At 34.4% G+C, this 783-nt stretch carries 2 protein-coding genes; one reads left to right on the top strand and one right to left on the bottom strand.

Translation table 11 applies throughout. The annotated features are described in order from the left end of the window. Window positions 1–122: 122 nt before the first annotated feature. Complete coding sequence (locus tag ARSQ2_RS05225) at window positions 123–368, top strand: transposase (protein WP_238334326.1); 246 nt, start codon at window positions 123–125, stop codon at window positions 366–368. A gap of 15 nt (window positions 369–383) precedes the next feature. On the opposite strand, the gene ARSQ2_RS05220 is transcribed toward ARSQ2_RS05225, so the two are convergent. Continuing rightward, window positions 384–659 (bottom strand): hypothetical protein, encoded by a 276-nt coding sequence (locus tag ARSQ2_RS05220; RefSeq protein ID WP_181994603.1) that lies wholly within the window; start codon window positions 657–659, stop codon window positions 384–386. Window positions 660–783: the final 124 nt, after the last annotated feature.

The following is a 783-nucleotide window of genomic DNA, read 5'->3' as shown; positions in this document are numbered from 1 at the left end:
TGTGTTGGTCTCAAGAACTGGGGAGCTAAAGGAAGAACAAATGTTATCGGCGCTTTATTGGGCACAACGCTGTTTGCTATCGGATTATTTGATATCAATATTAACAGCGATGTTTTCTATGCATGGGTGTCACCCATGTCCTTATCCCAGTACTTCCTAAAAACAGTGTAATCATGATGGATAATGCAACTTTTCACAAGAAACAGAGTATTCAACAAGTCATCATCCATGCGGGGCATATGGTGGAATATTTGCCTACCTATTCGCCAGATCTTAATCCAATTGAACATAAATGGGCACAAGCTAAATGCAAAAAAAGAGCGCTCAGATGCGACACAGATATTTTGTTCGCACTCAATATGGTGTAATCAAAATTAAGTCGCTTAGCTATACTGTTGATTTTTTATTTTCCCTTCAGAAATAACATATGAATAGCTTTTCCCTGCTTTTTCTTTAGTAATAGGTAACGGATAGCTTTTATCTGTGCTTTCTTCAGAAAGACTTGCCCAGTGTATCGTTAATAGATCATAATTTTTAAGGTTTGCTGACTCTGTAATAATCACCGTGATCTGACTGGTGCTATCAGTAAGCATATCACCCAAAGCTCCTGCGACTGCGTGTGCTCGCTTATTCTTATTTATATTAATATCTTTATTCATGAAATTTTTCCATATTGGTACTGTTATTCAAATTGATCTTCATAACCATAGTTAAATATCTTCATATTATTATTTTAAATAAATATTTGTTATTTTATTAAGTATTTATAGATGTTAATATTGG

Origin of the sequence: Arsenophonus endosymbiont of Bemisia tabaci Q2 (assembly GCF_902713415.1) — a bacterium.
GTDB lineage: Bacteria > Pseudomonadota > Gammaproteobacteria > Enterobacterales > Enterobacteriaceae > Arsenophonus.
Note: the sequence above shows the minus strand (reverse complement) of the source record. Positions and strands in the feature narration are given on the sequence as shown.